Source organism: Nostoc sp. WHI, from assembly GCF_015714725.1.
Taxonomy (GTDB): Bacteria; Cyanobacteriota; Cyanobacteriia; order Cyanobacteriales; family Nostocaceae; genus Nostoc.
Genome location: NZ_WBKM01000172.1, coordinates 1 through 6,590, shown reverse-complemented (window position 1 = coordinate 6,590; position 6,590 = coordinate 1). Strand labels below are relative to the sequence as shown.

Here is a 6,590-nt window from a genome sequence, read left to right as displayed (position 1 = left end):
GATTTACCCTTCGTTTTTAAGCAAATCCCTCAAATATGTCAGTATTTATACTTAATAATTGTAGTCAATTATTTTTTAGTGATGCCTGCGGTGGTCACTGAGCTTGCCCTTTGCGGAGCGTCTTGTAGAGAAGTGCGCGCTGCGCCTACGCCTTTCCCTAAAAAACTAATTATTTTGTGCTACGTATTGAATTTCAAAATGGCGATTAATACCCTATTTATTTCAAAATGAGAATTGCTGCTTTGCTTGCTACGATTAAATTTGTATAACTCTAGTGGTAAAAGCGGATTGTGACTGTAAAACCAGACTGGTTGCGGGTAAAAGCACCTCAGCATGAGCGCATCGGTAACGTTAAAGAAATTTTGCGGGATTTAGCCCTCAATACAGTTTGTGAAGAAGCGTCCTGTCCAAATATAGGTGAATGCTTCAATGCTGGTACTGCCACGTTTTTGATTATGGGCCCGGCTTGTACACGCGCTTGTCCCTACTGCGATATTGATTTTGAGAAAAAACCCCAACCACTAGACTCCACGGAACCTACACGACTTGCGGAAGCTGTTCGCCGCATGAAACTCAATCATGTTGTGATCACTTCTGTAAATCGAGATGATTTAACAGATGGTGGTGCATCTCAGTTTGTCGAATGCATTGATGCGGTTCGCTCTGTCTCACCTAACACCACAATCGAGGTGCTAATTCCTGACTTGTGCGGCAATTGGAATGCTTTAGAAATGATTCTCCAAGCCGCGCCAGAAGTATTAAACCATAATACGGAAACTGTTCCACGCCTATATCGCCGGGTGCGTCCCCAAGGAAACTACGATCGCACATTAGAATTATTGCAGCGAACTCGCCAACTTTCTCCTAGCACATACACTAAATCCGGCATCATGGTTGGACTCAGTGAAACTGACAAGGAAGTCCGGCAAGTCATGCAAGACTTGCGAACTGTAGATTGCGACATTTTGACAATCGGCCAATACCTCCAACCCAGTCAAAAACACTTGCAAGTTAATGAATTTATTAACCCAGAACAATTTGCTGCTTGGAAAGCATTCGGCGAAGAAATAGGATTTTTACAAGTTGTTTCTTCACCGTTGACAAGAAGTTCATATCATGCAGAGGAAGTTAGGAAATTAATGGAACGTTACCCCCGCAGTCAATTTTAGATTTTAGATTTTAGATTTTAGATTGCTAAGAGGATGGGGAGACTGGTGATTAATGACTAATTCAAAATCTGTTGCAATTCTGGGTGCGGGTGCTTGGGGTGCATCTTTGGCAAATCTAGCAGCAGCGAATGGTCATGAGGTGCGTGTCTGGTCGCGTCAAGGTTCCCAAACTCTCCAGGCAGTGCTGCAAAATGTCCAAATAGTTCTGTCGGCTATCTCAATGATTGGTGTGAGAGATGTTGCTTACCAAGTCCAGTCTTTCCCCCTTTCTTTAGAGACAATTTTTGTCACGGCGACGAAAGGCTTAGACCCTCAAACCACCTGTACACCGTCGCAAATTTGGCAAACAGTATTCCCTAACCATGCAGTAGTTGTTTTGTCTGGGCCTAATTTATCGAAAGAAATTCAGCTAGGATTACCAGCAGCTACGGTGGTAGCTAGTAATATTCTTACAGCTGCGGAAATAGTGCAGTTAGTATTTTCTTCTCATCGTTTCCGGGTATATACCAATCCCGACCCCTTGGGTGTGGAACTAGGGGGAACACTGAAAAATGTCATTGCGATCGCAGCTGGTGTGTGCGATGGTTTACAACTGGGAACCAATGCCAAAGCTGCTTTAGTCACCCGTGGACTTACAGAAATGGTTCGCATTGGTAACGACTGGGGTGCAAAGATAGAAACATTTTATGGTTTATCGGGTCTAGGAGATTTGTTAGCAACCTGCAATAGTCCCTTAAGTCGCAATTACCAAGTTGGCTATCAGCTAGCTGGTGGTAAGACACTTACAGAAACTCTCGCAAATCTACAGGGAACTGCTGAAGGAGTGAACACTTGCCAGGTTTTGATGCAACGAGCCAAGCAACAAAACATTGCTGTCCCAATTACCGAACAAGTTTATCGGTTACTTCAAGGTGAAATCACACCCCGACAAGCACTTGATGAACTGATGTTGCGAGATATTAAGCCAGAGTACAACTACTAGTTAGTAGTCTATCAATAAATAGAGGTATAAATTGTTCGTAGATTATGCTGTCTTCACTAAAGCATAAACTACGAACCTATCAAAATAGATAGTATTTTGCCGTTAATACTAATCACTTCCACCGTCATCTATTAGTTAAACTTATTCCCAAATAATCCTGAGAAAAAATTGTTAAATCGTCAGGATATTACTTTCATAGCCATGTAAATGTGACTATGCCAATTATAAACATCATATTCACTGAAGTATCTTTATACCATGTGACAAAAATAACTATCAATAACCATCAAGGTTGAAATGTTAACTAAGTAGTTGAAATATTGAAAGCCTAGCTGCGGATTTGAATAGCTATTGATTCAATCAAAAATTTAGCAGCCGATTAAGTTCAGCAATACTGTATCGAATAAAACCATTACAGTTAATTTCTAAAAAAAATTGTAATGGAATCTTTAAACGTGTTAGTTCATCGTAAATCACGGGAACAATAGCAACAGTTGAATAGCTGACCGTAATCTAAGCTGACCGCAATCTATTGTTACCTGGAGCCATTGAGACGCTTTATGCCAGCAACATCTTTTTATGCAGATGCCGCCTATAATACCAGAAAGTCCCGCCAGGCTTTGGACTCGGATCTCACGGGTGATGAGAGTGAGTTATCAGTAGATGATCTCCAGGAGCTAGATATCGCTTCTGCTGACCATGCTAACTTTGCTGCTAACACTAACCGTCGTAGTACAGACCTAGTACGTCTATATCTTCAAGAAATTGGTCGGGTTCGTTTGTTAGGGCGGGATGAAGAGGTTTCAGAAGCTCAAAAAGTTCAGCGCTACTTGCGGATGCGGATAGTGCTTGCTAACGCTGCAAAGCTTGGGGATGAAGTAATCACGCCCTATCTCCAGTTAATTGAAGTTCAAGAGCGTCTGACCTCCGAACTAGGACATCGCCCCTCTTTGGAAAGATGGGCTGCCACGGCTGGTATAATTTTATCCAATCTTAGACCGACTTTGGCAGATGGCAAACGTCGCTGGGCTGAAATCGCCAAGTTGACAGTAGAAGAGTTGGAGCAAGTTCAGTCCCAAGGACTCCAAGCAAAAGAACACATGATCAAGGCTAATCTTCGCCTGGTTGTGTCTGTTGCCAAGAAGTATCAAAATCGTGGTTTGGAATTGTTGGATTTAGTCCAGGAAGGCACATTAGGTTTAGAGCGGGCTGTAGAAAAATTTGACCCAACTAAGGGTTATCGCTTTAGTACTTATGCTTACTGGTGGATTCGTCAGGGAATTACAAGAGCGATCGCAACTTCTAGTCGTACAATTCGCCTACCTGTCCATATTACAGAAAAGTTAAACAAAATCAAGAAAGCCCAACGCAAAATTGCTCAAGAAAAAGGTCGCACCCCTACTTTAGAAGATTTAGCTACTGAGTTAGAGATGACACCTACTCAAGTACGAGAAGTTTTGTTACGGGTTCCTCGCTCTATTTCCTTAGAAACGAAGGTAGGCAAGGATAAAGATACTGAGTTAGGCGAATTACTGGAGACTGACAGTGTAACCCCAGAAGAGATGTTAATGCGAGAATCTTTACAAAGAGACTTGCATCATCTTCTATCAGATTTAACTAGCCGGGAACGCGACGTAATTTTGATGCGGTTTGGTTTGGCAGATGGTCATCCTTACTCTTTAGCGGAAATTGGACGCGCTCTTGACTTATCGCGGGAACGAGTTCGACAAATAGAATCCAAGGCATTGCAAAAGCTGCGCCAACCAAAGCGCCGCAACCTCATCCGCGACTATTTGGAATCTCTAACTTAACGTGAGTTCGACGAACCTCTTTCTGCCTTCAATTAAAGTTTAAGTCTGTCCCTTTCCGAGTCGGAGAGGGACGGTTTTGCTTAGTAAAGGAGCAACTAAGCAATTCAAAATGAAGTGATGCAATTGTGGCAAGCATCGTGACCATAAACTGTATGTAAATTAAATGCACACCTGATTTTTGATTAAGATTTTATTAATTTTTGTTAGGCATTTGGTAATAATTCTCAATAGGCAATGATTGTTGCAAATCTCTTAGAATATTTGTTATATTCTCAACTAACAGGCTTTGTTGAGAAATATTAGTATGACTGTCTACACAACTACTTCACTTAAGGCAGAACTGAATGAACGAGGCTGGCGTTTAACTCCCCAGCGCGAGACAATTCTACACATTTTTCAAGAACTTCCGCAAGGTGAACATCTGAGCGCGGAGGATCTTTATCATCGGCTAGAAACTGATGGCAAAGGGATTAGTCTATCAACTATTTATCGGAGTTTGAAGTTGATGGCAAGGATGGGAATTTTACGGGAACTAGAACTGGGCGAGGGACATAAGCATTATGAACTCAACCAGCCCTATCCTCATCATCACCATCACTTAATTTGTGTCAGGTGTAACTCAACTATTGAGTTTAAAAACGACTCAATTTTAAAAATTGGGTCGAAAACGGCTCAAAAAGAGGGCTTTCACCTGCTTGACTGTCAAATGACTATCCATGCAGTGTGTCCCAAGTGCCAGAGGGCACTGATGCCGCTTTAGCACTTGGGTGGATAATAAGACGAAACTACTCAAATCAACCAAATAAGTGGAATTTTGAGCAGTTCGTAATTTGCTGTTACTGGAGGCAAGCAAGCAGTTGGGTACTGATACTAACAACACCAAAGCGGATGTTAAAAGCGTCCGCTCTTAACATCCTTGAGACTGATGCCGTAGAATTCCTGAGCTTGTTTAATGGCTTTTTTGGTGTCATCTGCCATCATGCCGTTCAGTTTGCCTTTATAAAAACCCCGTTCCCGTAGTCGGGTTTGGATTTCTAAGGTATTAAACTCGCTTTTGCTTACAGTATTAACTGAGCTATATAACTTAGCTCTAGTAGTTGGGCCAGCAACGCCGCTTGCTGCTAAGAAATTAGCCGCTTGAAATCTCCGTACAGCATCGGCAGTATAGGGGCCATAGTAGCCATTTGGCTCTCCTTCCAAATATCCTGCTTGGATCAATTGTTCTTGAACAATTCTAACTGGCTCACCGCGATCGCCAATGCGGAGTTTATCCCGATTGACTACTTTTTTGGGAGCCTCTTGTCCATCACCGACGCCAACTCCCGGCAATTTACGTAATGTTGCTGGGCCAACAATTCCATCAACATCTAATTTGTAAGAATCTTGGAACCGCTTGACAGCTTCTTCGGTAATCGGGCCAAATATTCCTGTGGCATTCCCGTAATAAAAGCCTGCGACTCTTAAGCGTTCTTGCAAAACTCTGACATCTTCGCCTTCGTTCCCCTTAACAAGGTAGTTGGGATTACGGCGCTGGGTGGTTGCTGAACTAGCTGAACTAGTGGTGCTGGGCTTTTTGGCTTGTGTACCTACAGCAGTAGGCCTTTTGGCTTGTGTACCTACAGCAGTGGGCCTTTTAGCTTGCCAGCTTTCTAATTTTTGTAGGGTGGTTGCTCCAACAATACCGTCCACTGGTAAGCCAGTGGCTCTTTGGAAGCGTCGCACAGCGTCTTCTGTGGTTCCGTCATATATTTGGGTGACGGAAGCTTGGTAAAAACCTGCTGTTTTCAACTTTTGTTGTAGATTCCTGACAGAAGGGCCTTGATCGCCTATTTCCAGTGCCATGACGCTGCTGAGTGCGCCAACAATGGACAAAGACAGAGCAAGGGGCAACATATACTTCCAAGCCCTACCAGAAAGCCGTTTCCAGTCTGGTGCAGCTGCTTTGTTAAACAAAGAACTGAGGGAGACCAATTCACTGGGTGTGCTGTCTTCGTAGGCGAAAGCTAGGTGCAAATACGCAAGATTCTCCATGTTTATTTCCTACACCATTGATTTTTCTTCGATAACTGCTTCAGCTTGATGTACTAGGTTCCTCAAAGCTTCTAATGTTCCTATATTTACATCCTCCCACAAATTGCGCTTGTGTGCTTCTAATAATCTTTCAGCAATATCACGCAGAGCATAAGGGTTCTTTTCCTGAATAAATTCCGAAACAACTGGATCGAGCAAATAAGCGTCTACTATGCCTTGATACATATAGTCTTCGACACATTTAGCTGTTGCATCGTAGGCGAATAAAAAATCTACCGTCGCTGCCATTTCAAAGGCACCTTTGTAACCGTGGCGCATGACTCCGGCAATCCACTTGGGATTAACTACACGAGAACGATACACTCTTGCAATTTCTTCTTTCAGTTGGCGGACTCGTGGTTGGGCGGGTATGGAATTATCACCAAAATAAGTTTGGGGGTTTTTTCCTTGTAGAGAACGCACCGCAGCTGTTAAGCCACCCTGAAATTGGTAATAATCATCAGAATCGAGCAGGTCATGTTCACGGTTGTCTTGATTGTGCAACACAACTTGCATTTGCGCCAAGCGTTGCTTGAAGGCTTCGGGAGAGGGGAGTGG

The 6,590-nt window shown here is 43.1% G+C and carries 7 protein-coding genes; 5 read left to right on the top strand and 2 right to left on the bottom strand.

What is annotated here, in order from left to right:
• The 5 genes from F8S12_RS40705 to F8S12_RS17870 form a co-directional block, all read left to right on the top strand.
• The coding region (locus tag F8S12_RS40705) for a hypothetical protein (protein WP_230968083.1) at nucleotides 1-231 on the top strand (231 nt) is incomplete at its 5' end.
• Between the two features lie 59 nt (nucleotides 232-290).
• Complete coding sequence (gene lipA, locus F8S12_RS17885) at nucleotides 291-1,169, top strand: lipoyl synthase (protein WP_196517482.1); 879 nt, start codon at nucleotides 291-293, stop codon at nucleotides 1,167-1,169.
• A 52-nt stretch (nucleotides 1,170-1,221) separates the two neighbouring features.
• Nucleotides 1,222-2,151: an NAD(P)H-dependent glycerol-3-phosphate dehydrogenase gene (locus F8S12_RS17880; RefSeq protein WP_196517481.1), complete on the top strand. Its 930-nt coding sequence runs from the start codon at nucleotides 1,222-1,224 to the stop codon at nucleotides 2,149-2,151.
• Between the two features lie 560 nt (nucleotides 2,152-2,711).
• Nucleotides 2,712-3,962 (top strand): RNA polymerase sigma factor SigC, encoded by a 1,251-nt coding sequence (gene sigC, locus F8S12_RS17875; protein WP_196517480.1) that lies wholly within the window; start codon nucleotides 2,712-2,714, stop codon nucleotides 3,960-3,962.
• Nucleotides 3,963-4,266: 304 nt separating this feature from the next.
• Nucleotides 4,267-4,722 carry a Fur family transcriptional regulator gene (locus tag F8S12_RS17870; protein ID WP_196517479.1) on the top strand — a complete coding sequence of 152 codons (456 nt, stop codon included), beginning with the start codon at nucleotides 4,267-4,269 and terminating at the stop codon, nucleotides 4,720-4,722.
• Between the two features lie 131 nt (nucleotides 4,723-4,853).
• Here F8S12_RS17870 and F8S12_RS17865 read toward each other — a convergent pair whose 3' ends face one another.
• Nucleotides 4,854-5,993 carry a peptidoglycan-binding domain-containing protein gene (locus F8S12_RS17865; RefSeq protein ID WP_196517478.1) on the bottom strand — a complete coding sequence of 380 codons (1,140 nt, stop codon included), beginning with the start codon at nucleotides 5,991-5,993 and terminating at the stop codon, nucleotides 4,854-4,856.
• Nucleotides 5,994-6,002: 9 nt separating this feature from the next.
• Nucleotides 6,003-6,590, bottom strand: a 588-nt coding sequence (locus tag F8S12_RS17860) for a cobaltochelatase subunit CobN (protein WP_196517477.1), incomplete at its 5' end; no start/stop codon positions are given.